The organism is Amycolatopsis sp. 2-15 (genome assembly GCF_030285625.1).
GTDB classification, from domain to species: domain Bacteria; phylum Actinomycetota; class Actinomycetes; order Mycobacteriales; family Pseudonocardiaceae; genus Amycolatopsis; species Amycolatopsis carbonis.
The window spans coordinates 7808768-7831000 of the sequence record NZ_CP127294.1 but is presented as its reverse complement, the minus strand read 5'-3'; the positions used below and the strand labels follow the sequence as shown (position 1 = coordinate 7831000).

At 71.6% G+C, this 22233-nt stretch carries 24 protein-coding genes; 12 read left to right on the top strand and 12 right to left on the bottom strand.

The window, feature by feature from the left end; genetic code table 11:
* Positions 1 to 4 precede the first annotated feature (4 nt).
* Complete coding sequence (locus tag QRX50_RS38740) at positions 5 to 1222, bottom strand: PP2C family protein-serine/threonine phosphatase (protein WP_285968031.1); 1218 nt, start codon at positions 1220 to 1222, stop codon at positions 5 to 7.
* Positions 1223 to 1322: 100 nt separating this feature from the next.
* Between QRX50_RS38740 and QRX50_RS38735 the strand changes: the two genes are divergently transcribed.
* From QRX50_RS38735 to QRX50_RS38715, 5 genes are all read left to right on the top strand, one after another.
* Positions 1323 to 1775, top strand: a complete 453-nt coding sequence (locus tag QRX50_RS38735; RefSeq protein ID WP_285968030.1) for an SRPBCC family protein — start codon at positions 1323 to 1325, stop codon at positions 1773 to 1775.
* A complete protein-coding gene (locus QRX50_RS38730; protein ID WP_285968029.1) occupies positions 1772 to 2122 on the top strand; it encodes an ArsR/SmtB family transcription factor in 351 nt (116 codons plus the stop codon). Before QRX50_RS38735 ends, QRX50_RS38730 begins: the two co-directional genes overlap by 4 nt.
* Entirely contained in the window at positions 2119 to 2568 is a 450-nt protein-coding gene (locus QRX50_RS38725; protein WP_285968028.1) for an SRPBCC family protein, read from the top strand. The genes QRX50_RS38730 and QRX50_RS38725 overlap by 4 nt, the downstream gene beginning before the upstream one ends.
* Positions 2569 to 2659: 91 nt before the next feature.
* On the top strand, positions 2660 to 3223 hold the full coding sequence (locus QRX50_RS38720; RefSeq protein WP_285968027.1) for a carboxylesterase family protein: 564 nt from the start codon (positions 2660 to 2662) through the stop codon (positions 3221 to 3223).
* Positions 3224 to 3529: 306 nt separating this feature from the next.
* Positions 3530 to 4891 (top strand): MFS transporter, encoded by a 1362-nt coding sequence (locus tag QRX50_RS38715; RefSeq protein ID WP_285968026.1) that lies wholly within the window; start codon positions 3530 to 3532, stop codon positions 4889 to 4891.
* 171 nt (positions 4892 to 5062) lie between these two features.
* Here the strand turns inward: QRX50_RS38715 and QRX50_RS38710 are convergent, their stop codons facing one another.
* The gene (locus QRX50_RS38710; RefSeq protein WP_285968025.1) at positions 5063 to 5905 is read right to left on the bottom strand and encodes an SDR family oxidoreductase; all 843 of its coding nucleotides are present in this window, start codon (positions 5903 to 5905) and stop codon (positions 5063 to 5065) included.
* A 79-nt stretch (positions 5906 to 5984) separates the two neighbouring features.
* Here QRX50_RS38710 and QRX50_RS38705 point away from each other — a divergent pair, with 79 nt between their 5' ends.
* Together QRX50_RS38705 and cynS are read left to right on the top strand one after the other, a co-directional pair.
* Positions 5985 to 6905 (top strand): LysR family transcriptional regulator, encoded by a 921-nt coding sequence (locus QRX50_RS38705; RefSeq protein ID WP_285968024.1) that lies wholly within the window; start codon positions 5985 to 5987, stop codon positions 6903 to 6905.
* A 145-nt stretch (positions 6906 to 7050) separates the two neighbouring features.
* Positions 7051 to 7497 carry a cyanase gene (gene cynS / locus QRX50_RS38700; protein ID WP_285968023.1) on the top strand — a complete coding sequence of 149 codons (447 nt, stop codon included), beginning with the start codon at positions 7051 to 7053 and terminating at the stop codon, positions 7495 to 7497.
* Positions 7498 to 7561: 64 nt separating this feature from the next.
* On the opposite strand, the gene QRX50_RS38695 is transcribed toward cynS, so the two are convergent.
* Both QRX50_RS38695 and QRX50_RS38690 read right to left on the bottom strand, forming a co-directional pair.
* On the bottom strand, positions 7562 to 7975 hold the full coding sequence (locus QRX50_RS38695) for a VOC family protein (protein ID WP_285968022.1): 414 nt from the start codon (positions 7973 to 7975) through the stop codon (positions 7562 to 7564).
* A gap of 11 nt (positions 7976 to 7986) precedes the next feature.
* Positions 7987 to 8553, bottom strand: coding sequence for a dihydrofolate reductase family protein (locus QRX50_RS38690; RefSeq protein ID WP_285968021.1), 567 nt, complete (start codon positions 8551 to 8553; stop codon positions 7987 to 7989).
* 132 nt (positions 8554 to 8685) lie between these two features.
* On the opposite strand from QRX50_RS38690, the gene QRX50_RS38685 reads away from it, so the two are divergent.
* From QRX50_RS38685 to QRX50_RS38670, 4 genes are all read left to right on the top strand, one after another.
* Positions 8686 to 9696, top strand: a complete 1011-nt coding sequence (locus QRX50_RS38685; RefSeq protein ID WP_285968020.1) for a sigma-70 family RNA polymerase sigma factor — start codon at positions 8686 to 8688, stop codon at positions 9694 to 9696.
* A 142-nt stretch (positions 9697 to 9838) separates the two neighbouring features.
* Positions 9839 to 10663: an alpha/beta fold hydrolase gene (locus tag QRX50_RS38680; RefSeq protein WP_285968019.1), complete on the top strand. Its 825-nt coding sequence runs from the start codon at positions 9839 to 9841 to the stop codon at positions 10661 to 10663.
* A gap of 124 nt (positions 10664 to 10787) precedes the next feature.
* A complete protein-coding gene (locus tag QRX50_RS38675) occupies positions 10788 to 11795 on the top strand; it encodes an NADPH:quinone reductase (protein ID WP_285968018.1) in 1008 nt (335 codons plus the stop codon).
* A gap of 17 nt (positions 11796 to 11812) precedes the next feature.
* Entirely contained in the window at positions 11813 to 13468 is a 1656-nt protein-coding gene (locus tag QRX50_RS38670) for an MDR family MFS transporter (RefSeq protein ID WP_285968017.1), read from the top strand.
* 2 nt (positions 13469 to 13470) lie between these two features.
* Here the strand turns inward: QRX50_RS38670 and QRX50_RS38665 are convergent, their stop codons facing one another.
* The 8 genes from QRX50_RS38665 to QRX50_RS38630 form a co-directional block, all read right to left on the bottom strand.
* Complete coding sequence (locus QRX50_RS38665; protein WP_285968016.1) at positions 13471 to 14727, bottom strand: cytochrome P450; 1257 nt, start codon at positions 14725 to 14727, stop codon at positions 13471 to 13473.
* A 517-nt stretch (positions 14728 to 15244) separates the two neighbouring features.
* The gene (locus QRX50_RS38660; RefSeq protein WP_285968015.1) at positions 15245 to 16420 is read right to left on the bottom strand and encodes a glycosyltransferase family 39 protein; all 1176 of its coding nucleotides are present in this window, start codon (positions 16418 to 16420) and stop codon (positions 15245 to 15247) included.
* A gap of 56 nt (positions 16421 to 16476) precedes the next feature.
* Positions 16477 to 16866: a hypothetical protein gene (locus tag QRX50_RS38655; protein WP_285968014.1), complete on the bottom strand. Its 390-nt coding sequence runs from the start codon at positions 16864 to 16866 to the stop codon at positions 16477 to 16479.
* Entirely contained in the window at positions 16863 to 17390 is a 528-nt protein-coding gene (locus QRX50_RS38650; RefSeq protein WP_285968013.1) for a SigE family RNA polymerase sigma factor, read from the bottom strand. Before QRX50_RS38650 ends, QRX50_RS38655 begins: the two co-directional genes overlap by 4 nt.
* Positions 17391 to 17571: 181 nt before the next feature.
* The gene (locus tag QRX50_RS38645) at positions 17572 to 18960 is read right to left on the bottom strand and encodes a ricin-type beta-trefoil lectin domain protein (RefSeq protein WP_285968012.1); all 1389 of its coding nucleotides are present in this window, start codon (positions 18958 to 18960) and stop codon (positions 17572 to 17574) included.
* Positions 18906 to 19427: a glycoside hydrolase gene (locus QRX50_RS38640; protein ID WP_285968011.1), complete on the bottom strand. Its 522-nt coding sequence runs from the start codon at positions 19425 to 19427 to the stop codon at positions 18906 to 18908. The genes QRX50_RS38645 and QRX50_RS38640 overlap by 55 nt, the downstream gene beginning before the upstream one ends.
* Positions 19428 to 19615: 188 nt before the next feature.
* The gene (locus tag QRX50_RS38635) at positions 19616 to 20821 is read right to left on the bottom strand and encodes a carboxylesterase family protein (RefSeq protein ID WP_285968010.1); all 1206 of its coding nucleotides are present in this window, start codon (positions 20819 to 20821) and stop codon (positions 19616 to 19618) included.
* 1 nt (position 20822) lies between these two features.
* A complete protein-coding gene (locus QRX50_RS38630) occupies positions 20823 to 21671 on the bottom strand; it encodes an alpha/beta fold hydrolase (RefSeq protein ID WP_285968009.1) in 849 nt (282 codons plus the stop codon).
* 208 nt (positions 21672 to 21879) lie between these two features.
* Between QRX50_RS38630 and QRX50_RS38625 the strand changes: the two genes are divergently transcribed.
* On the top strand, positions 21880 to 22209 hold the full coding sequence (locus QRX50_RS38625; RefSeq protein WP_285968008.1) for an SH3-like domain-containing protein: 330 nt from the start codon (positions 21880 to 21882) through the stop codon (positions 22207 to 22209).
* The last annotated feature ends 24 nt before the right edge of the window (positions 22210 to 22233 follow it).

Here is a 22233-nt window from a genome sequence, read left to right as displayed (position 1 = left end):
GAAGCTACGGGCGCACCGGCCGTTTCGTCGCCACCAGGAGCGCGACGTCGTCCTGGGCGGGGTTCGTGCCGACGAGCGCGGCCATCACGCGAGCGCACACGGCTTCCGGGTCGCCCGTGGTCATGGCGGTGGTCAGTTTGCGGAAGCCGTCGTCGAGATCGGCGTCGCGGCGTTCGACGAGGCCGTCGGTGTAGAAGCCGAGCGCGCACTCCGGCGGCAGCGCGACCACGGTGTCGCGCCGGTCCGCGGGTGGCAGGCCCAGGCCCACGGGCAGGTCCGGCGGCACGTCCAGCAGGCGCGCGGGCGAGCCGGGCGTGGCCAGGACGGGCGGCGGGTGCCCGGCGAGGGACAGTACGAGGGTTTCGCGGTCCGGCGGCACGACGGCGTACGCGACGGTTGCCATGATGCCCTTCTCGAAGTGGTTCATCTTGCGGCTCAGCTTGCCCAGCGCCTCCGCCGGGCTCGCGGCGTCGAGTGCGTAGGCGCGCAGGGCGCTGCGCAGCCGGCCCATCACCACGGCGGCGCCGAGACCGTGGCCGGCGACGTCGCCCATCACGATGCCGAGGCGGTCGCCGGGGAGGGGGAACACGTCGTACCAGTCGCCGCCGACGGCGAAGTCCGCGCCGGGCACGTAGCGGGAAGCGAAGTCCATGCCGGGCACGGAGGCGATGCGCGCCGGCAGGAGGCTCCGCTGCAGTGCGGTCGCGGCCGCCCGGTCCTCGCCCGCGGCCTCGGCCACCATCGTCAACGCGAGGCGGGCCGCGGCGACCTGCAGGAGCTCGATGTCGTCCGCGTCGAACGCGCGCTTCACTGTGGACCCGATGTGCAGCACGCCCACGAGCTCGCCGCGGGCCAGCATCGGCACGCCCAGCAGCACTTTGAGACCGCGTTCCCACAGCAGCGCGTTGATCACGGTCGACTCGTCGACGTGGTCGATCAGCACCGGCGCGCGCTGCGCCGCGACCCGCCCGGCGAACCCGGAGCCCACCGCCACCCGCACGCCCTGGAAGACCTCTTCCTCGATGCCCGCCGACGCGATGGCGGTGAGCTGCCCGGCGGCCTCGTCGTGGCGCAGGACGGTCGCGGTGTCGACGTCGAACAGCTCGCGGACCCGCTCCAGGAGCGTGCGCAGCAGCGGCTCCAGGTCCAGTCGGCCGAGGGCGGCGTCGGTGATCGACTCCAGCCGGCGCAGCCGGTCACGAGCGGTGGGTTCGACGGGCATCGGGCTAGGCTACTGGGCCACCGCACCCGCAACAGATGGTTGCGCGTCGAGGCGGCGTCCCCTAACGTGCAACCACCGGTTGCGAATAGGGAGGACGGCCATGGAGAACGGCACCATCGAGCGCGAGATCCGGGTGGCGGCGACGCCCGAGGTCGTCTACGAGGTGATCACGCGGCCCGAGCACATCGCGGCTTGGTGGGGGTTCGACGCGGTGTTCGAGGGGAGCACGGGAACCATGAGCCGGCCGCGCCGGGACGGGAGCGGGACGGCCGTCGTGCCGGTGTCCGTGGTCGAGGCGGAGCCGCCACGGCGGTTCGTGTTCCGCTGGGTGCAGCCCGACGGCCAGGCGGCGACGCCGGAGAACTCGTTCCTCGTCACGTTCGAGCTGGTGCCGGAGGACGGCGGCACGCTGCTGAAGCTCACCGAGGCCGGCTTCCGTGAGATCGGGTGGGAGGCGGCGCGGCTGGAGGAGTACTACCGCGACCACACCGCGGGCTGGGACGAGCACCTGCCCCAACTCGCGGCGTACGCGGCGGGCCTGGTGCGCTCGTGATCGACGACGAGCTGTGGGCCGCCCTCGGCGACCCCACCCGGCGGCACCTGCTGGACCTGCTGCTGGCCGACGGGTTCGGCACGGCGACGGGCCTGAGCGAGCACCTGCCGGTGACGCGCCAGGCGGTCGCCAAGCACCTCGGCGTGCTGGAGCGCGCGGAGCTGGTCGTGGCCCGCAAGGACGGGCGCGAGGTCAGGTACGTCGTCAACGAGGCGCAGTTCGCCCGCGCCGTCGCGCAGCTGACCTCCGTCGGCGCGGCGTGGGACGCCTGGCTGCGGCGGATCAAGACGATCGCGGAGTCGATCCAAGCTCTGCGTTCGGCCGAAGGGAAGGAAACCCCGTCATGACCTCGGACTACCAGAAGACCGTCTCGGTCGACGCCGCCCCCGACACGCTGTTCGACGCGCTCACCACCGTCGCCGGCCTCGGCGCGTGGTGGACCCGCGTCATGGGAACCGGTGACACCGGCGGCGAGCTCCGGTTTTTCTTCTCCCACCCGGATCCGTGCGTGATGCGGGTGGACGAAGCCACGCGGCCGAGCGTGGTGCGCTGGACCGTGACCTCGTGCGACTTCCTGCCGGACTGGGTCGGCACGCGGCCGGCCTTCACCCTCGTGCCGGTCGGCGGCGCCACGGAACTCCGCTTCCGCCACCACGGCCTGACCGGGGAGCTCGACTGTATCGACATGTGCACCAGCGGCTGGAACCACTTCACCGAAAGCCTGCGCGCCTACGCGGAGTCGGGCGTCGGTATGCCGAGCGGCAGTGTCGAGGATCTGGCCCGCCGCGGGTGAGCCACGGAAATTGAACGGCCCCCCACGCTCGGTCGCCGTACGCTCGACGACCTCGCGGCCCGCCGCACCGGCCGCGGGGGAGGAAGCCGCGATGAACGTCCCCGAGATCCGCGCCGAAGCCGGCCGGGTGCGGGGTCGCACGGAAGGACGGCCAGGCCGTGTTCCGCGGCATCCCGTTCGCGCGGCCGCCGGTGGGGAGCTCCGGTCCGCCGCGCCGCAACCGGTGCCGGCGTGGGACGGCGTGCGCGAGGCGCTCGCGTTCGGGTCGTCGCCACCGCAGTCGCTGCTGCTCGGCCCGCCGTCGAACGCGGTGGCCGGCGACGACTGGCTGACGCTCGACGTCTGGTCGCCGCGGCCCGGGGCGGGTGCCGCGGTGCCGGTGATGGTCTGGATCCACGGCGGCGCTTTCCAGTTCGGGCACGCGGCCGATCCGACCTACGACGGCGCGCGGCTGGCTCGCGAAGCGGGCGTTGTCCTGGTGACGTTCAACTACCGCGTCGGCGTCGAAGGGCTCGGCCACCTGCGGGGCGCGCGGGACAACCGGGGAATGCTCGACCGGCTCGCCGCGCTGGAGTGGATGCGGGCGAACATCGCCGCGGGCCATCGTCCAAAGTGGATCGGGTTCTTCGCCCGCCGCCGGCCGCCGACATCATGACCGAGATCGCCGCCCGAACGGGCCGCAAGCCGACCGTCGAGGACCTGCGCGGGGTGGCGGCGGCCGAGCTCGTCGCCGCTGCCGACTCGATGAGCGGCGAGATGCGGTCCGGCGCCGGACGCTGGGGCGCGGCCGCGCACATCGCGGTCGGACTCTCGCCGGTCGTCGACGGTGAGGTGCTGCCTCGCGCACCGTTCGAGGCGCTGGCCGCCGGCGCGGGCTGTGAGGCCGGGCTGACCGTTGCCGGCGCCTCGACCGGTGATCCGCTCGCCTGCGATTCTCGCGCTCCGAGGGGGAGAAGGTGGCATGACCGGCAAATGGGGCGGGCGCACCGCTTTGCTCGCGGGCTTCTTCGTGATCCTGCTCGACACGACCATCGTGGCGGTGGCGAGCCCGGCGATCCAGGCCGAGCTGAAGCCCGACGTGGCCGGGTTGTTCTGGGTGACGGCCGGCTACCTGCTCGCGTTTTCGGTGCCGTTGCTCGTGCTCGGGCGGCTCGGTGACCGCTTCGGCCCCAAGCGGGTGTACCTCGTCGGGATGGCGGGCTTCGGGGTCGCGTCGGCGTTGTGCTCGCTGTCGCCTTCGGTCGGCTGGCTGATCGCGTTCCGGGTCCTGCAAGGCCTGGCCGCGGCGGCGATGGCGCCGCAGCCGCTCACGCTGATCCGGCGGCTCTTCGCCGAGGACGAACGCGGGCGCGCTCTCGGCGTGTGGGGTTCGGTCGCGGCGGCGGGCGCCCTGCTCGGGCCGGTCGCGGGCGGGCTGCTGACCGCGACGCTCGACTGGCGCTGGATCTTCTGGGTCAACGTGCCGCTCTGCGCGGTCGCGCTGCTGCTCGGCCTGCGCCTGACTCCCGGCAGCCCGGGCCGGGCCACGCGGTTCGACGTCCCGGGCGCGATGGCGAGCACGGCGGGGCTGAGTCTTCTCGTGTGGGCGCTGCTGTCGTGGCGTTCGCTGTCCCTGCTCGCCGCAGGCCTGTCCGCCGTGCTGCTGCTTTTCTTCTTCCGCAGGGAACGCGGCGAAGGCGAGGAAGCCCTTGCACCGCTGGAGCTCTACCGCTCGCCCGGGTATTCCTCGGCCAGCCTGGCGATGGCGGCGCTCGGCGCGACGGTGCTCGCCATGGCCCTGCCGACGATGCTCTACGTGCAGGACGTGCGCGGGTTCGGTCCCGTCGAAGGCGCGGCGGTCCTGGCGCCGGACGCCCTCGTCGCGATGGTCCTGTCCCCGTGGACCGGCCGCTGGGTCGACCGGATCGGTCCGCGGCGCCCGGCGGTGGCGGGGATGGTTCTGCTGACGGTGAGCCTGCTGATCGTGGGCCTGGTGGTCGTGCTGCGCCTCAACGCGTGGTGGGTCGCGGCCGGAGCCGCGGTGCTGGGCGCGGCCAACGCTCTGGCCTGGGCACCGCTGTCGGTCACCGCGATGGGGTCGGTCGCCCCGTCGATGGCGGGCGCCGCTTCGGGGCTGTTCAACACGGTGCGGCAGGTGGGCGCGGTCGCGGGCGTCGCGGCAACGGGGGCGATCCTCGCCGGACCGGCCGCCCGGCCCACTCCGGCGTTCGGCATGGTGTTCGGCTTGATCACGCTCACGGCCGTCGCGGGCACGGTCGCGGCCGTGCGCCTGCCGAAGACCCTGACCGAGGCCGAGGTGGCTACCGGAGAGCGGCTGCCGTGAACGTGGTCGATGAGGCCGAACCCCGGTCCCGCGCGGGTGGCGGCGTCGACCGGGCGCGTGACGATGGCCGCGATCAGGGCGCGATCCGGACGGCTTTCATGACGTGCGGTTCAGGGTCCGACCCGGTGGCAAGCCCGCTTTCCTGACGAGAGCGGACTTGCCGGAACCGGCTCAGCGGTGCGCGGGCACGGCGTCGGCCGTGGCGGCGTTGGCGCGCTGGGATTCGACGTCGGCCAGCCGCTGCCGCAGCGCGGAGGTCATGAGGTGCCAGGCGTCCGAACCCAGCACGAGGCGGCGCGGCGGGTGCGCCGAAACCGCCGCGCGCACGACGGCGGCGATCGTGTTCTCCTGGCTGTCCGTCATCTCCGACACGGGGATCGGTTCCCGGTCGGCCGGCCCGCCGCGGTACGGGGCGCTGACCGGCACGCGGTCGGCGGCGTCGAAGAAGCCCGTGCGGACCATGCCCGGCTCGATCAGCGTGGTGTCGATGCCGAACGGCGCGACCTCCTCGGCCAACGCCTCGAAGAAGCCCTCGATACCCCATTTCGTGGTGTGGTAGAGCGAAAACGCGGGGAAGGCGAGGTGCCCGCCCATGCTCGACAGCTGCAGCAGCCGGCCGCCGCCCTGCGCCCGCAGGTGGGGCACGACCGCGCGGGCGAGCTGGATCGAGCCGGTCAGGTTGGTGGCGATCATGCGGTCGATCTGCGCGTCGGTGAGGTCCTCGGCGGCGGCGAACACGCCGTGGCCCGCGTTGGACACGACCACGTCGATACGCCCGAACGCGGCGAACGCTTCGTCGACGACGGTGCGCAGCTGCGCGGTGTCGGTGACGTCCAGCGCGCGCACCCACAGACGGTCGCGGTAGCGGGCGGCGAGGTCGTCGAGCTGCCCGGGCCGGCGCAGGGTGGCGGCGACGCGGTCGCCGCGCGCCAGCGCCTGCTCCACGAGCTCGCGGCCCATCCCGCGCGACGCTCCGGTCACGAACCAGGTGTTGCTGTTCGGTGTGATGTCCATACTGGGGAGAACCCGTTGCACGGGGCGAAAAATCCATCCGGGAGATGAGAGTACCGGATCGCCACGATACGGTTGACGCATGAGTGAGCTGACCTTGGCGGGATTGCGGGTCGTCCGGGAGATCGCCTTGAGCGGATCGTTCACCGCGGCCGCGCGGCTGCTGGGCTACTCGCAGCCGGCGATTTCGCGCCAGGTCGCGGCGATGGAGGCGGCGGCGGGGCAGGAGCTGTTCGTCCGCGAGGGCCGCGGCGTGCGGGTCAGCGCGGCCGGCGCCGTCGTGGTCGAGCACGCGGGCCGGATCCTCGCCGGGATGCGGGCGCTGGAACAGGATCTCGCGGGCCTGGACGACCGGCTCGCCGGCCGCGTCCGGCTCGGCGCCTACCCGTCGGCGACTGCCGTGCTGGTGCCCCGCTCCGTCGCTCGGCTGCGCACCGAGCACCCGGGCCTGGAGGTGGCGCTGACTGAAGCGGCGACGCCCACGCTGCTGCGGTACCTGCGGGCCCGGCGGCTGGACGTGGCCGTGATCGGCGTCGGCGCCGGGCTGCCCGACTACGACCTGGCCGGGCTCGACCAGGAGGTCGTGTCGGCCGGCGGCCTGTGCGTCGCGGTCCCTTCGGGGCATCGGCTGGCCGGCACCGACGTGGTCCCCGTGGCCGAGCTGGCGGGGGAGACCTGGATCGCCGGCGGGCCCGGCCACGGCGACGATCCCCAGTTCCGCGCCTGGCCGACACTCGCCGAGCCCGTGATCGGCCACACCGTGCGTGGGTGGCCGGCGCGGCTGGGCCTGGTCGCCGCGGGGCTGGGTGTGTGCCTGATGCCCGAGGTTGCCGCGCTGTCCGTTCCGGCCGGCGTGGTCGCCGTCGGCGTCGACGACCCGGGCTGGCCGGGCCGCCGGACGGTCGCCGTGTTCCCGGCGGTGCGCAGCGCGGAAGCCGAGGGTGTGGTCGCCGCCTTGCGCCAGGCCGGAGACGACCTCCGGGCCGGCCGAGCGGCTTCGTGAGAGGGGCGCTTGCCCGAAGCTCACGCGAGTGGGCCGGTTCGGTTCCGTGCTTGATGCGCCGTCCCTATGGGCTCATGGTGAAAGGCAGTCAGCACGGAAAAAGAATGGATGGATCGCGCGTGAGCGGGCCCTTACGCTCGATCGCATGACTACCAAGAAGCAGGCGGCCGACGCGGTCCTCGAGGCCAAGGTCCGGCTCGGGCTCACCTGGGCCGAAATCGCCGATGCCCTCGACGCTCCCCTGGCGTGGACGACGTCGGCGCTGCTCGGGCAGCACCCGGTGCCCGCGGACAAAGCGGCGAAGGCCGTCGCGATCCTGGAGTTGGGCGACGACGTCGCGCAGGCGCTGCGGCTCCAGCCGACGCGCGGCGCACTCGAGGAAGCCGTGCCGACCGACCCGACGATCTACCGCTTCTACGAGGTCCTGCAGGTGTACGGCCCCACCATCAAGGAGCTGATCCACGAGCAGTTCGGCGACGGCATCATGAGCGCCATCAACTTCAAGATCGACGTCGGCCGCCGCGAAGACCCGGGCGGCGAGCGCGTGGTCGTGACGCTCGACGGGAAGTTCCTGAAGTACCAGTGGGGCTGAGTGCCCGCGGGCGTGACCGGATCGCCTGGCCCCGCTCAGGGCAAGGCGATCCGGCGCCGGGCAGCTACGAAGCCGACCACACGGCGAGGACGTTGCCTTCCGGGTCCCGGAAATGGAACCGCCGCCCGCCCGGGAAGTCGTAGGCCGGTTCGACGATCGTGCCTCCCGCGGCGACGACGGACGTTTCACTCGCGCCCAGGTCGTCCGAGTACAGGATGCAGAGCGGCCCGCCCGCGGCGACCTCGTCGTCGACGCGAAAGCCGCCGACCTCCGGGTACGCCTCGGCCGGATCGGCCCGGATGCCGGCGTACCCGGGCCCGTAGGCGTTGAAGCCCCAGCCGAACGCGGCGCGGTAGAACGCCGTCGCGCGGTCGAGGTCGGTCACGGCGAACTCCGTGTAGTCCAGTCGGTGGTGCGTCGAAGCCATGACGATCCTCTCGGTCGGCTCGGTGGCCTCGCCCATCCTGTTCGCCGCCACCGACAAAAGCGTCAGGCCGGCCGGTAGGTGAGGAGAACGAGGCTTTCCCCGACGGTCCTCGTGACCACCAGCCGCATCGGTTTCACCGCGCTCGTCTCGCCGAAGAGCCGTTCGCCCGCGCCGACCACGACCGGGTAGGTCATCAGGCGCAGCTCGTCGACGAGATCCCGCTCGGCCAGGGTGTGCGCCAGCCGGCTGCTGCCGTAGACGACGAGGTCGCCGTGCACCTCCTGCTTCAGTTCCGGGACTTCCGCGGCCTTCACGACCGTCGAGTTGGTCCACTCGGGACCGTCGAGGGCGGAGGAGGAGACGACGTACTTCGGCAGAGCGCGCAGCCGGTCCGCCCAGGCGCCGTCGCGGGACTCCCAGCCCCGCGCGACGAACCACGCGTGGGTGCGCCGCCCCATCAGCAGGGCCGCGGCACTCACCGCTTCTTCGAACTCGACCTTCGCCCAGGCCTCCCGGTCCGCGTCCCCGATGCACGTGAACCAGCTGCCCCGTCCGAGGCCGTCCTCGCCGGTCGGGTCCTCGACGACTCCGTCGAGCGAGACGTTCTCGCTGATGACGATCTTTCCCATGGCCGTTCTCCCTTTTGTTGTCGGCTGTCGGGGATACCGACGCCGCGGGATCGGGAAAAGGGGCGCACCGTCCCCTTCGCGCCCCGGCCGGCGTCAAGACAGGATGGGAACGCCGACCGGAGAGAGGTGGCCATGGAACGGGCGAGGACCGACCTGCTCAGCCGGGCGAGGGGTGGTGACGGCGAGGCCTTCCGGGCGCTGACCGAACCGCACCGGCGCGAGCTGCAGGTGCACTGTTACCGGATGTTCGGCTCGTTCCAGGACGCCGAGGACGCCCTGCAGGACACGCTGCTGTCCGCCTGGCGGGGCTTGAGCGGGTTCGACGGCCGCGCGTCGATCCGCACCTGGCTCTACCGGATCGCCACCAACCGGTGCCTCAGCGCCCTGCGCGCGGCGAAGCGCCGCCCGGCCAAGGAGTGGGACATCCCCGGCGTCGAACCGCCGGAACCCACGCGGCTCGGCGAGGTCGCGTGGCTCGAGCCCTATCCCGACGCCCTCCTCGACGGCGCGATCGCCGTGCCGCTCGGCCCGGAGGCCCGCTACGAGCAGGCCGAGTCGATCTCCCTGGCCTTCGTGACCGCCCTGCAGGCGCTGCCGCCGCGGCAGCTGGCCGTCCTGATCCTGCGCGACGTCCTCGGGTTCCCCGCCGCCGAGGTGGCGGGCATGCTGGACACCACCGTGGAGTCGGTCAAGAGCGCTCTCAAACGGGCGCGCGCCGGTCTGCCGCGACGGCGGCCGACGGTCACCGAACCCGCTCCCGCCGCCGGCTCGCCCGCGGAGGACGCGCTCGTGGCGAGGTTCGTCAGCGCATACGAGACCGCCGACATCGCCGCGCTGGTGACACTGCTGACCGACGACGCGTTCATGTCGATGCCGCCGCTGCCCTTCGAATACGAAGGCCGCGAGGTCGTGGGCCACTTCTGCGCGAGCCTGTTCGGCGCGGGCCGCCGCTTCGACCTCGTGCCGACGCGCGCCAACGGCCAGCCCGCGTTCGGCGCCTACCTGCGCACCCCGGGCGGCGTCCGCCACGGCACCGGCCTCTACGTCCTCACCCTGACGGGTGACCGGATCTGCGGGATGAGCCGGTTCGAGAACAGTGTGTTCCCGGCGTTCGGGCTCCCGCGCTCGCTCCCGGACCGGTAACCGGGGCGGGCCTGAGCCGACGGTCACCCGTCACCGGCACAGTCATCTGTCTGGCGCTGTGCGGACTCGTCCCGGCGACGATGGTCCCCGTCAACCAGGGCGAGCCCGGAAAGCCGGGCCGCCGAACGAACGGAGACCACCCATGCCGACGATCACCACCGCCGACGGTGTCGAGATCTTCTACAAGGATTGGGGCACCGGGCAGCCGATCGTCTTCAGCCACGGCTGGCCGCTGTCGTCGGACGACTGGGACACCCAGATGCTGTTCTTCCTGCAGCAGGGCTATCGCGTCATCGCCCACGACCGGCGCGGTCACGGCCGCTCGGCGCAGGTCGCCGAGGGACACGACCTCGACCACTACGCCGACGACCTCGCCGAGGTCACCGCGCACCTCGACCTGCACGACGCCATCCACATCGGACACTCCACCGGCGGCGGCGAGGTCGTGCGTTACCTGGCCCGCCACGGCGAGTCCCGCGTCGCGAAGGCGGCCATCCTCGCCGCCATCCCGCCGCTGATGCTGCAGACCGAGGCCAACCCCGGCGGGCTGCCCCTGAGCGTCTTCGACGACATGCAGGCCCAGCTCGCGGCCAACCGGTCCGAGTTCTTCCGCGCGGTGGCCTCGGGTCCGTTCTACGGCTTCAATCGGCCGGGCGCCGAGCCGTCCGAGGCGCTCATCCAGAACTGGTGGCGCCAGGGCATGATGGGCTCCGCGCTGGCCCACTACGAAGGCGTCGTCGCGTTCTCCCGAACCGACCAGACCGAGGACCTGAAGAAGATCACCGTGCCGACGCTGGTCATGCACGGTGACGACGACCAGGTCGTGCCGTACGAGGACGCGGCCCTGCTGTCGGTGAAGCTGCTGAAGAACGGCACGCTCAAGATCTACCCGGGCTTCCCGCACGGCATGCCGACCACCGAGGCCGCGACGATCAACGCCGACCTGCTCGAGTTCATCCGCTCCTGATCCCTCCGCGCACCGGCTCCGGGTGCGGCCCGGACCGGCGACCGTCGGTGCCCCAGTCATCTGACGGGCGCTGGCCCGGGCCCGCCCCGCCGACGATGGTCCCCACCACGACTGCGGAGGCACGATGAGCTCGACGGACAGACCCGGCGCGGTGATGCGCGCGGCGTACTACGAAAAGCAAGGCCCGGCCCGGGAAGTCCTGCAGGTCGGTGAGGTGCCCGTCCCGGAGCCGGGGCCGGACGAGGTCCGGGTCAGGGTGGTCGTCTCCGGCATCCACGTCGGCGACGTCGGGAAGCGGCGCGGCTACTGGGGCTCGACGATGGCCTACCCGCGCGTGATCCCGCACGGCGACGGCGCCGGGGTCGTCGACGCGGTGGGCGAGTGCGTCGACCCGGCCCGTATCGGCGAGCGTGTGTGGGTGTACCTCGCCCAGTCCTACCGCCCGTTCGGCACCGCGGCCGAGTACACCGTCGTGCCCGCCCGGCACGCCGTCGCGCTGCCGGACGAGGTAGACCTGGACCAGGGTGCCCTGCTCGGCATCCCGGGCATCACCGGACACCGCGCCGTGTTCGCCGGCGGCCCCGTCGAGGGCCTGACCGTGCTCGTGACCGCGCCGCTGGGCGGAGTGGGCCGCGCGGCGCTCGCCGTGGCCCGCCGTGGCGGCGCCACCGTGCTCGCGACCGTGCGGCACGCCGACCAGGTCGACGCCGCGCTGCGGGCCGGCGCCCACCACGTTGTCAACGTGCGTGAGGGCAACGCCGCCGAGAAGATCCGGGCGATCGCCCCCGAGGGCGTCGACCGCATCGCCGAAACGGACCTCGCCGGCAACGCGACGCTGGACGTCGAGGTCCTCAAGTACCACGGCTCGATCGCGACCTACGCGACGAGCAACGCCGATGCGCCGCTGCCCTACTGGCCCGCCGCGTTCAAGAACATCACCGTGCAGTTCCTGAGCAACGACGACTTCCCCGAGTCCGCCAACGTCGCCGCCGCGGCCGACCTGACCGCGGCCGTCGCCGCGGGCGACCTGCGCTACCCGATCGCCGGGCGGTTCCCGCTCGACCAGGTCGCCGAAGCCCAGGACGCCACCGAGAAGGCCGGCGCAACCGGACGGATCGTGCTCGACATCTGAGATCGAACGGAGACCCCATGGAGCACCCAGACCACTCGGCCATCGCGGGTGCCGCGACCGGCGGGCACCTTTCGCAGCGACAGATCCTCACCGTGTTGTCCGGGCTGATGCTCGGCATGCTGCTCGCGGCACTGGACCAGACGATCGTGTCGTCGGCGATGAAGACGATCGCGGACGAGCTGCACGGGCAGAGCCTGCAGGCGTGGGCGACGACGGCGTACCTGATCACCGCGACGCTCTCGACGCCGCTCTACGGCAAGCTGTCCGACCTGTTCGGCCGCAAACCCATGTACCTCACGTCGATCTCCGTCTTCCTGGCGGGCTCGCTCGCCAGCGGAACGGCGACGTCGATGTACGAACTCGCCGCGTTCCGCGCCGTGCAGGGCCTCGGCGCGGGTGGTCTCATGTCCCTCGGGCTCGCGATCATCACGGACATCACCTCGCCGCGGGAGCGCAGCAAGTACCAGGGGTACTTCACGGCGGTCTTCGGCATCTCCAGCGTGGCCGGTCCGGTGGTCGGCGGGTTCTTCGCCGGGGCCGGCACGGTCGCGGGGATCACGGGCTGGCGCTGGGTGTTCCTGGTCAACGTGCCCATTGGGCTGATCGCGCTGTTCGTGGTCAACAAGGTGCTGAACCTCCCCACGACGAAGGTCCACCAGCGCATCGACTTCCTCGGCGCCGGCGCGCTCGTCCTCGGCATCGTGCCCCTGCTGCTCGTGGCCGAGCAGGGCCGGGACTGGGGCTGGGGTTCGCCCGCGTCGATCGCGATGTTCGTGGTCGGCGTGGGCGGGGTGGCGCTGTTCGTGCTGCAGGAACGCCGGATGGGGGACGCGGCCCTGCTGCCGTTGCGGCTCTTCGGCTGTTCGGAGTTCCGCGTGGCCACGGTGGTCACGGTGATCGTGGGCATCGGGATGTTCGGCGCCATGTTGTCGTTGCCGCTGTACCTGCAGATCGTGAAGGGCGCGACGCCGACGGCGGCCGGCCTGCAGATGCTCACGCTCACAGCGGGCATGATGATCTCCAGTACCGTGTGCGGGCTGGTGACCACGAAAACCGGGCGCTACAAGGTTTTCGCGGTCGTCGGGCTCGGGCTGCTGACCGCGTCGATGTTCGGGCTCGCCACGATCGGCGTGGACACCCCGGTCACCGTCGTCATGGGCATCGCGTTCGTGATCGGGCTGGGGCTCGGCGCTTCGATGCAGACGCTCACCCTGGCCGCGACCAACGACGTGCTGCCCGGCGACATCGGCGTGGCGACCTCGGCGTCGACCTTCTTCCGCCAGATCGGCGGCACGGTGGGTGCCGCGGTGTTCCTGTCGATCCTGTTCAGCACCGTCGGCGGCAGCATCGCCTCGGCGCTGCGCGCGGCCGCGGCTTCGCCGGCCTACGTCGCGGCTGTGGCCCGGCACCCCGGGTTCGCGCAGCAGCTGAGCGGTGGCGTCGACGTCAACGACACGTCGTTCCTCAAGACCCTCGACCCGGTCCTGGCCCACCCGATCCTGGAGGGCTTCGCCGGGTCCATGCGCTTGGTGTTCCTCATCGGCGGGATCGTGGCGGCGGTGGCGTTCGGCGTGGTGTGGCTGCTCGAGGAAAAGCCCCTCTCGGACAAGTCGGCGATGGAACGGCGGACCTCGGAGGCGGAAGGGGCCGGCGCCCCCGAGCCCGCCGTGTGACGTCAGTGAGCGGGCACCGGGGCGCTCCACTCGACGAGCATGCTCACCGGGCCGCGGAACGAGATGTTGCGCGGATAGCGCACGTCCTGGCCTGCGGCGAGCCGCAGATCCGGGAACCGCTGCGAAAGGTGCCGGAGCACGATCTCCGTCTCGACCCGGGCGAGCAACTGGCCCAGGCAGTAGTGGATGCCCCGGCCGAAGGAGAGCTGGACCTTCGCGTTCGCGCGGTGGATCTCGAACTCCTCCGGCTCAGCGAACACGGCCGGGTCGTGGTTGGCCGCGCCGAGGCCCAGCACCAGCCGCGCGCCGTCGGGCACGACGGTGTCGCCGATCGTCACCTCGCGGGTGGTGACGCGCCGCCAGGCGATCACCGACGAGTCGTAGCGCAGGGTTTCCTGCACGGCCCCGGCGATGGTCTCGGGGTCACGGCCGATCTCAGCCCACAGTTGCGGGCGGGAGAGCAGGTGGCGCAGCGCGTTGCCGATCAGGTTGGTCGTGGTCTCGTGCCCGGCGAAGCTCAGGGCGAACACGATGCTCGCGACCTCGCGGTCGTCGAGGGCGCCGGGGTCGGTTTCTCGCTGGCGAAGCAGATCGCTGGTGAGATCGTCGCCGAGGTCGTGCTTGCGCGTCTCGACGTAGTGCTCGCAGTAGTCCCAGAACCGGACGATGTTGGTCGTGGCCCGCAGTTGGTACTCGGCGTCGGGCCGGCCCCAGTTGATCTCCAGCTTCTCGCCGCACCAGGCCTTCAGCTGTTCGCTGTCCTCGTCCGGGAAGCCGAGCAGGCGGAAGAGGGTCAACGCGGGGAGGGGAAACGTCAGGGCCTCGACGATGTCCACGCGGCCCCGGCCGGCGAACGCGTCGACCAGCTCGGTCGTGAACTGCTCGATCCGCGGCGCCAGCTGCGCCATCCGGCGCGGCGAGAACAGCGGCGCCAGCAGACGCCGGACCCGGGAATGGCCCGGGGGATCGAAGTTCGAGAGCACCGGGGTGTTGCGCAGTCCGTTGTGGAGGATGCCGCTCGCTTCCTCGGTGAGGCCGGAGAGCGGAGCCTGCGCGTTGGCCGCGGAGAACGTCGCCGGGTCGGCCAGGATCGCCGCGATGTCGGCGTAGCGCGTGACGAGCCAGTGGTCCAGCGACGGCACGTAGTGCACCGGTGCCTGCTCACGCAGGAGGTTGAGCTCGGGGTAGGGGCTGCTCAGGTAGCTCTCGGCGAGCGGGTCGAAGTCGTGGGCGACGGGGCAGCCGGACGTGCTCGTCATGGGATCGGGTTCCCTCCATTGTGGGCGGTCCCCGAGGGCGTGGGTTCGCCGTCCGGGTCGCTCGGCGGGCGACCCGGCGCCGCGGGCGGCCCGGGTCGGTGCAAGGGTGAAACGAGGTTAGGCCGCGCGAGCCATGCCCAGCCAATGCCTAAATCGCCGCCTGCCATGCCCCCGCGCACATAGCGGCCGACGCCGTTTCACCGGACCGCACTGGCCGCCCGGCGCGGTTGCCGGGGCGCCATGCCTGGCGACGACCCGGCGGCCGGTCGGCACGACCCGTCTGGGGACGCCGGCCGGTGTCGGCGGCGTCGGGAAACCAGGCTGGCGTTGCGGGCCGCCGACAACGTGCGCCGCCTGTTCTCGGACGGCGGCTTGCTGGTGGAGCCGGCGGACGCCTCGCTCCGGGCGTCGTCGTCGCCGACAAGCTCGGTCTGCGGGCTCTGGTGGGCGGACGGTGCACGCGCGCATGGCCGCTTCGGTGTGATCCCTTTCGGTATCCACTGTGGACACCGATTGGTCAGATCGCGTAGCGCCAGCCAGTGAGGGCGTAGGCGCTGAACCAGCAGCCGACGAGGACGACGCCGGCGGTCGCCGCGATGGCGGTGCTCCGCCGGCGTCCGGTGAGGCCTTGGGCGAGCGGCAGCAGCAGGACGAAACCGGGCAGCAGGAACCGCGCCTTCGCGAACGGGATGCCCGCGGTGCCGGCCACGAGCACCACCATGCCCACGCCGAACAGGATCAGCGGCCACCAGCTCGGGCGCTCGCGCAGCCTGAGCAGGAGCAGCACGGCCGCGATGATCGCGAGGAACACCACGAAGACGTTCCCGACCTCCATCACCGACCGGCCTTGCACGAGTTGCCGGCCGACGAAGCCGAAGGTCTCCGCGCCGGCGTCGAAGCGCGTGTTCCACCCGTGCCACTCGAGGTCGAACCAGCCGAACAGGCTGCCCGTCCGGTTCGCGACCCACAGCCAGTAGCCGACCAGCCCGACCGGCGCCGCGGCCGCGGCCACGAGCGGCGCCGGCCGCGGTGCCCGCACGAAAGCCACCACACCGGCGAACACGACCACCCCCACCAGCACCACTGCCGTCGGCCGCGTCAACCCGGCGGCGACACAGCACAATGCGGCCAGGGCCCACCGCTTCTCGACGAGCCCGACGAGCGCCCACGCCACGAACGCCGTGAACAGGGCTTCCGTGTAGACCATCGAGAGCGTGATCGACAGCGGCGCGCCCGCCCACAGCGCGACGAGCAGCAGCCCGGTGCGCTCCTCGCCGGCCCTTTTGCCCAGGCGGTAGACGCCCAGCGCCGCCACGATCCCCGCGATGGCGCTGATCAGCAGCCCGGCGGTGGTGCTGTCGAGCCCGGTGCCGGTCGCCAACGCGTGCATGAGGAACGGGTACAACGGGAAAAACGCCAGCGGCGTGTTCGGGGCGAAGTTCCCGGCGGCGTCGACGAGCCCGTGGGTGATCCCGCTGTAGCCGTCGTCCGCGATCGCCAGGTACCACTGCCCGTCCCACGCGGTGAGCCGGTCGAGCAACGGCTGCCCGGTACTCGACGCGAACAACGCCAGCACCACCACCCCGACCACTCGCACCGCGAGGTACACCCCGGCGGCACGCAGGTAACCGAGCCGCGCGGAGGCTCCGGTGGGGGTCGTGGCCGGAGTCGGGGCGGACAACAACGTGGTCATGGCGGGTTTCCGTTCAGGGGCAGCGCGTGGTCGGCGCTGTTGGGCTGGTTCGGCGGTCACGACGTGGTGGTCGGTGGCAGGCGGTGGCTGGTCGGCGAGAAGCCGGGGCTCGCGGGGGAGTGGGAGGTCACCATGGCGGGGGTCGTGCCCGGTGGGGGCGGGGTGTGGGTGGTGTACGTGACGGTGGGGGTCGTGGTGGAGGTGGCGGGGGGCGGGGGTGGCGCGGCGGGGCCCAGGTGCTCAGGGGGCTGGGCGCGCAGGAGCAGGGGGACGAGCACGAGGGCCGCGGTGGCCAGTGCGCTGCCGGAGCTAGCCAGGCCGCGGCGGAGGGCGCGGTGGCGGCGGCCCCGGCGCAGCGCCGAAGAGAGGGTGGCGTCGAGGTCGGTGGGGGTCCGGCTGTCGGGGCCGGCCAGGTGGATGAGGACGCGTGCCTGTTCTTCGTTCATCGCTCGCTCTCCTCGGGGAACGGGTCGCGGAAACCCGGCGGGCCGAGCGCGCGTTTGAGCGTGGCGAGGCCGCGGGCGGTCTGGCTTTTCACGGTGCCCTCGCTGCACCCGAGGGCGGTGGCCGTCTCGCCGACGCTGAGGTCGTTCCAGAAGCGCAGCACGAGCACGGCCCGCTGCCGCGGCGGCACCTGCGCCAGCGCCGCGCGCACGGCGAGCCGGCCGGCGTGGTCGGTTTCGGGCAGAGCGGTGGTGTCGGGCGGGGCGGAGGAGGTCAGTTCCAGCTGGCGCCACTTGCGCCGGTTCTCCCGCACGAATGTGCGCACGAGCACGGTGCGCGCGTAGGCGTCGAGGCCACCCTGGCGCACCAGGCGCGGCCAGATCACGTAGAGCTTGACGAGGGTGGTCTGCACCAGGTCGTCGGCGCGGTGCCATTCGCCGCTGAGCACATACGCGGTGGTCCGCAGCGCCGAGGCACGACTGTGCACGAATGCGGTGTAGTCCGCCTCCCAGTCCCGGTGACCCACTGCGCTGCTCCTCGATCGGACCGCCGGTCAGCAGCCCTCACTCCACAAAGGCCATGGACCGGCCCTGCGGTTGCACGGGATTCGAGTGACGCGCGTCACCACGGCGAACACAGCAGAACGCCCGTGACCGGAGAAGTGCGGTCACGGGCGTGGCGGAGGGAAATACGTCCGGTGTGGACTGTTACGCCGGGACGGACCAGCGCTGGTTGGGGCCGCCCGAGCAGGTCCAGATCTGCAGCTTGGTGCCGTTGGCCGTCGAACCGTCCCTCACGTCCAGGCACTTGCCGCTGCCCGCGTTGACCAGCGAGCCGTTCGCGCCGGTCGACCACTTCTGGTTGGGCGCGCCGAAGCAGTCCCAGAGCTGGACCGCCGTGCCGTCGGCGGTGCCGTTGCCGCTGACGTCGAGGCACTTGCCCAGGCCGCGGACGGTGCCGTCACTGGAGAGCGTCCACTGCTGGTTCGGGCCCGACGTGCAGTCCCACAGCTGCGGCTGGTTGCCGTTGACGGTCGAGCCGCCCGTGACGTCGAGGCACTTCCCGCCGAGGCCGGAGATCGGGCCGGTGCGGCCGGTGGGTGGGGGAGTGGTGGTGCCGCCGCCGCTGCCGGGCCAGGTGAACGTGGCCATCGAGCCGCCGGGCAGCTGGTAGCCGAAGGACTGGCCGCCGAAGGAGACCTGGAAGTTCTGCGTGCCGCCGGTGTTGAGCGCGACGAGCACGATCGTGCCGTCCGGGTTGCGGAACGCGACGTTTTCGACACCGCCCTCGCCGTAGCCGGTCGAGTCGATCCGCACGGCACCGGGCTGCACGAACTTGCTCAGGTGCCCCAGCACGTAGTACTCGGCGTTGTAGGAGACGTTGCTGCCGGTGACGGTCGCGACGCCGTTGCAGTTGCCGCAGCTGCCGATGACCGGGCCGTGGTTGTTGTCCAGCGCCATGTTCCACAGCGCGACGGTGCGCGCGTAGTTGCGCGGGGCGCCGATCGTGAGGTTCATGCCCTGCCACCGCAGCGTGTCGGCGAAGGTGTTCGCGACGTTGTCGGAGTCGTGGCCGGAGCACTCGGTGAAGAAGATGTCCTTGTGCTGGTCGTTGAACACCTTGGACTGGGCCGACGGGTCACCGCCGTAGCAGTGCCACGCCGAGCCGGCCACGTTGCTGCCGGCCTGGTTGTTCACCTGTTCGGCGAAGTCCGTGACGTCCCAGTTGTGGTCGTAGCCCAGGATCTTCGCCGGCAGGCCCGCCGCGCGCAGCTTCGGCGCCAGGGTGTTGATGATGTTCGCCTGCTGGGCGGGCTCCATGTACATGCTGGGGTAGCCGGGCGCGGAGAACCGCGGCTCGTTCTGCACGCTCAGGTAGTCGATCGGCACCCCCGCCGCCCCGTAGGCCTGCGTGAACTTCACCAGGTAGTCGGCGAAAACCCCGTTCTGGTCGCTGCGCAGCGAGCCGCCGATGAGGTTGTTGTTGTCCTTCATCCACGCCGACCCGCTCCACGGCGTGGCCATGACCGACAGCTTCGGGTTCAGGCTCTTGGCCTGCTTGACCAGCGGCAGGATGTAGGAGTTGTCGTGCGCCACGGAAAACCGCGTGAGAGCCGGGTCCGCCGCGCCGTGTCGTAGGTGTAGAAGTTGCTGTGCGAGAAGTCCGACGCGCCGATGGGCTGGCGCAGGAAACTCAACCCGATCCCGCTGGTCGTGTTGAACAGCGAGTTCATGATCTCGTCACGCCGCGGCGAGTTGCTGATGTTCCACGCGGCCGAGTCCGTGAACGACGCGCCGAAGCCCACCATCGACTGGTAGGTGGTGTTGGGGTTCACCGTGATCACCGGCCCGCTGCCGCCGGAGCCGAACGACACGTTTCCCTGCTGTTTCAACAGGTTCGAGCGGTCGGCGGTGGTGAGGCACACGCCCGCGGTGGTGGCCGCGTGCGCGGCCGGCGCGGGCGCGGCGAGGTAGGCTCCGGCGCTCGCGGTGGCGACGACGGCCGCGGCCGTGATCCGCCAGCGCGTGCGAGCCGGTCTCGGCTGGGTGACTGTGCCTGACATTCCGCTCCTCGGTGGGATCAGGAGCACGCTCGCGGGGAGCGGCTCGTCTCCTGCCACAGTGGCGGCTGTCCGGCAGTTTTCAGTGGCGCCTCGAGGTGAGGCGGGCGCCGGTCGGAGGTTCCCGGCCGGCAGCCCGGCAATGGTAAATTTCCATTACGAACGGTGTCAAGGCGCCGATCGACGGTTCCTCACACGGCGGTGAGGAACGAGCTCGCGACCGCCGGCCGTTCGCTGTGGAGGAACCGCTCCCAGACGCGACGGAGGTCGGTGAGGTCGGCGACCCCGTCCGGCGCACCCTCGAGCATCCCGGCTCCCTTGAACGCCGCGTGCGTGCCGAAGAGGAACGGGAGGTCGATGCAGTGGCAGGCGCCGTACGGGTTGCCCGGCGCGGCCCAGTCGAAGCGCAGCAGCGTCGCGCCGGGGCCGAACCGCTCGGCCAGCCGCGGGAGTTCTCCGCTGAACAGCGCGGAAGTACCCTGCTCGACCGCGTCCGCGTCGGCGCCGGGGTTGTAGGCGCGGACCTCCTCGCGGGTCCAGCTGATCAGGGCGGGACCCGGCTTCACGGCGGTGATCAGGTCGCCGGCGACGAGGTGCTGGTCGGCCACGAGCTGAAAGGGCGTCGAGACCTGCCCTCGCGTGCGTTCGGAGAACGTCGCGAACCCGTCGAGCAACCGGGCCGCGGGCATCGTCGCGAGTTCCCGCGGATCGCTCGACCCGACGGCGTCGAAGAACTTCTCCGCCCAGCCCGCGGCTTCGTCGCGGGTTTGCGGGACGAGGCTCACGGGCGCGCTCTGCAGTGCGACCCGGTGCACCAGACCGGCGGCCGCCGGCGCGGACCACAGCGCGAGCGCCGACTGCCCGCCCGCCGACTGGCCGCCGACCGTGACGCGCGCGGGGTCCCCGCCGAACGCGGAGATGTTGTCCCGCACCCATTCCAGCGCCGTGAGCTGGTCGGCGACGCCGAGGTTCGGCGGGGCGACCCCGTCGAAAGCGAGGAACCCGAACACGCCCAGCCGGTAGTTAACCGTGACGACCACGGCGTCGGCGTCGTCCGCGAGCCGGGTGCCGTCGTACCAGTCCTGGCCGCCGGAGCCGGTGAGGAACCCGCCGCCGTGGAACCACACGAGCACGGGCCGCGATCCGGCGACCGACGGCGTGAAAACGTTGAGCGACAAGCAGTCTTCCGACTGCGGCAGCGTCATCGGCCCGATCACCGGGTCGAGGCGCGAGGTCGGCTGCACCGCCGCGGGAGCGGCCTGAAGCGCCGCGTGCACGCCTGTCCATCCGGGTGCGGGCGCCGGTGGCCGGAATCGCTGCGCGGTCGCGTACGGAATTCCGCGGAAAGCGCCGTTCGTGCCCCGGACTTTGCCGCCCGCGGTCTCGACGATGATCACGTCAGCCTTTCGGGGAATCGGTGAGGACGTCCGCGACCTGGTCGGGAGCGGACAGGAAGGCCGAATGCGACGTGGTGAGATCGAAAACGCTGGTCCGGTTTCCGGGGAATGCCGCATCGGCCTGGCTGACGAAAAGCGTCTGCAGCTCGGCGGGAATAGTGCGGTCCTGTGTGCACCGGATGTACGTGCGGGGAACCGAACCCCAGCCCGATCCGGTGAGCGTCGTGCTTTCCACCACCATCGCCACGGGTGCGTCGCAGCTGAGCATCGCGATCGCGGCTGCCGCTTTCGGTTCTTCGACGTCGCCGTAGAACGCCTCGCGGATGGCCTTTTGTACCTCGGGGTCCGGATTGCCGGGGTCGATCCGCAGTGCGCCGGTGCTTTCGGGGTCGCCGACCAGCAGTGTCATGAAGCGGTTGCTCTGCCCTTCCGGCAGCGACGGGTACACCAGGCACGGCGTGTCGGAGGCCGGCATGTACGCGGCGAGGTAGTAGAGGTGCGCGAAGAGTCCGGGTTCGCGTTCCGCCGCCCTGGTCAGCACCGCGCCGCCCATGCTGTGGGCGACCGCGGGAAGCCGCCGCCCGCCGCCGATCGCCTTGAGCCGGCCGATCAGAAGGTCGGCCGCCGCGTCCAGGCCGATCCCGAAGACCGGCGACGGTTCGGTGGCGAACGCGCCGGCGTCGAAGGGCCGGCGCGTGGCCGACTCGGGTGCCACGGCGTGCAGTCCGTGCGCGGCCAGGTCCACCGCGACGGCCGCGCGTCCTCGCGCGGCGAGCTCGGTGATCACTTCCGACCACGCCCACGAGCCGTGGTAGAAGCCGTTCAGCAGAACGATCGGGGCATCCGCCACAGTATTTTCTTCCACAACCGCACGATTGTGCCCGGAACCGGCCGGGGAAACCACGCGTGATCGAGTCAGTTTCTGTCGCCGTCGGATCACGCGCCGACGCTGGTGCGGGCCGGTACGAATGCCGGTGAAGCTGTTGTACAGTCACGACTATTGACGACCATCCCGTGTGCGGAGACCGGAAACGGAGCACGCCGGAGAGGAGCATCAGGTGCTGGAGAAACGCAGGCTGGTCATCCGGCCGCCCCACGATCTCGGCGGGTTGCCGGAAGGGCGGCTCGTCCGCTCCGAGCACGACATGACGCCGTTCGAAAAGAGCTGCCACGCGCTGCTGAACGTGCTCGACAGGCACAAATTGGTGAACACCGAGGAAAAACGCCGTGGTGTGGAGGATCTCGGGTCGGAGATCATCGGCAAGCTCACCTACTACGAGCGGTGGGCGGTTTCGGCGTCGAAGGTCCTGATCGAGAAGAAGATCATCACCAGTGAAGAGCTGGGGAAGAAGATGACCGAGATCCGCGAGCGGCTGACGGAGGACTGAGGGCCGTCCGTCCGATGTGGTCGA

Excerpts from the sequence above, each read along its gene's own strand:
- QRX50_RS38740 (WP_285968031.1), bottom strand. The coding sequence starts at position 1,222 with ATGCCCGTCGAACCCACCGCTCGTGACCGGCTGCGCCGGCTGGAGTCG.
- QRX50_RS38735 (WP_285968030.1), top strand. The coding sequence starts at position 1,323 with ATGGAGAACGGCACCATCGAGCGCGAGATCCGGGTGGCGGCGACGCCC.
- QRX50_RS38725 (WP_285968028.1), top strand. The coding sequence starts at position 2,119 with ATGACCTCGGACTACCAGAAGACCGTCTCGGTCGACGCCGCCCCCGAC.
- QRX50_RS38720 (WP_285968027.1), top strand. The coding sequence starts at position 2,660 with ATGAACGTCCCCGAGATCCGCGCCGAAGCCGGCCGGGTGCGGGGTCGC.
- QRX50_RS38715 (WP_285968026.1), top strand. The coding sequence starts at position 3,530 with ATGACCGGCAAATGGGGCGGGCGCACCGCTTTGCTCGCGGGCTTCTTC.
- QRX50_RS38710 (WP_285968025.1), bottom strand. The coding sequence starts at position 5,905 with ATGGACATCACACCGAACAGCAACACCTGGTTCGTGACCGGAGCGTCG.
- QRX50_RS38705 (WP_285968024.1), top strand. The coding sequence starts at position 5,985 with ATGAGTGAGCTGACCTTGGCGGGATTGCGGGTCGTCCGGGAGATCGCC.
- cynS (WP_285968023.1), top strand. The coding sequence starts at position 7,051 with ATGACTACCAAGAAGCAGGCGGCCGACGCGGTCCTCGAGGCCAAGGTC.
- QRX50_RS38690 (WP_285968021.1), bottom strand. The coding sequence starts at position 8,553 with ATGGGAAAGATCGTCATCAGCGAGAACGTCTCGCTCGACGGAGTCGTC.
- QRX50_RS38685 (WP_285968020.1), top strand. The coding sequence starts at position 8,686 with ATGGAACGGGCGAGGACCGACCTGCTCAGCCGGGCGAGGGGTGGTGAC.
- QRX50_RS38680 (WP_285968019.1), top strand. The coding sequence starts at position 9,839 with ATGCCGACGATCACCACCGCCGACGGTGTCGAGATCTTCTACAAGGAT.
- QRX50_RS38675 (WP_285968018.1), top strand. The coding sequence starts at position 10,788 with ATGAGCTCGACGGACAGACCCGGCGCGGTGATGCGCGCGGCGTACTAC.
- QRX50_RS38670 (WP_285968017.1), top strand. The coding sequence starts at position 11,813 with ATGGAGCACCCAGACCACTCGGCCATCGCGGGTGCCGCGACCGGCGGG.
- QRX50_RS38665 (WP_285968016.1), bottom strand. The coding sequence starts at position 14,727 with ATGACGAGCACGTCCGGCTGCCCCGTCGCCCACGACTTCGACCCGCTC.
- QRX50_RS38660 (WP_285968015.1), bottom strand. The coding sequence starts at position 16,420 with ATGACCACGTTGTTGTCCGCCCCGACTCCGGCCACGACCCCCACCGGA.
- QRX50_RS38655 (WP_285968014.1), bottom strand. The coding sequence starts at position 16,866 with ATGAACGAAGAACAGGCACGCGTCCTCATCCACCTGGCCGGCCCCGAC.
- QRX50_RS38640 (WP_285968011.1), bottom strand. The coding sequence starts at position 19,427 with ATGTCAGGCACAGTCACCCAGCCGAGACCGGCTCGCACGCGCTGGCGG.